Genomic DNA, 777 nt, shown 5'->3' with positions numbered 1-777 from the left:
CTCGCACACGCCGCCCGATGGCGAGCGGCCATTTCTCGCGGACTGACGCAGCCAGAAAGCACGAGCGACGTCGAGATGGCGAGAAGCTTGAAAGCGTCACGCACCATTGTCCTGGTCCAAGCACGGGCGGAACCCAAGGGGAAGAGCGCCGCCCTAGGCGCAGAATGAACCAGTCCGCAACAAAAGCCAAATGCCATTGTGGCCGGGACTCGCGATGGGAAAGCGGTCGACGACAACGTCACATTAACCTTCTTCCTTCACGGTGGAAGCCGGACCAACCCCGACGCGAGCATAGATGTCGCTTTTCCTCGATCAAACGCTCGCGAGCACCGGGTTAGCTGCGATCCTATTCGGGGCTGTTGGTCTCGGCTGCGTGGTGAGCTGGCCGCTCCTACCCTCGCGCCGGGGAGCGCTCATGGTGCAGGGCGCGGGCGCGGGCGCATTCGCGCTTCACTTCGCGCTGATCGGCGCGCCTACCGCTTCGGCCGCATGCGTTCTTTCCCTGATGCAGCTCACCGTCGCGCTGGTGGTTCGTGACCGGGTTGCCAAGCTCGCGCTCGACGGCGCGACGTTGCTCGCGCTGCTGTTGCTCACCGTGGCGACCTGGCATGGAATCCTGTCCGGCCTTGCCGCTTGCGGCGGTGCATCTTCTTTCATTGCGCGGACCCAGCGATCAACGACGCGGATGAAGATCGTCTTTCTCGTGGCCGCGCCCTTCTGGCTGGCCCACAATCTTCTCATTGGCGCACCGTTCGCCTTGGCCGTTGATCTTGTATC

1 protein-coding gene is annotated in these 777 nt (G+C 63.4%); it reads left to right on the top strand.

Going from position 1 to position 777, the window contains the following annotated elements:
* Nucleotides 1-295: 295 nt before the first annotated feature.
* Nucleotides 296-777 (top strand): YgjV family protein (locus AX724_RS17330; protein ID WP_082733585.1); only part of this gene is annotated, 482 nt, incomplete at its 3' end.

Origin of the sequence: Sphingobium sp. CCH11-B1 (assembly GCF_001556865.1) — a bacterium.
GTDB lineage: Bacteria > Pseudomonadota > Alphaproteobacteria > Sphingomonadales > Sphingomonadaceae > Sphingobium.
The sequence above is the reverse complement of the archived record's forward strand: the minus strand, read 5'-3'. Positions and strand labels throughout refer to the sequence as shown.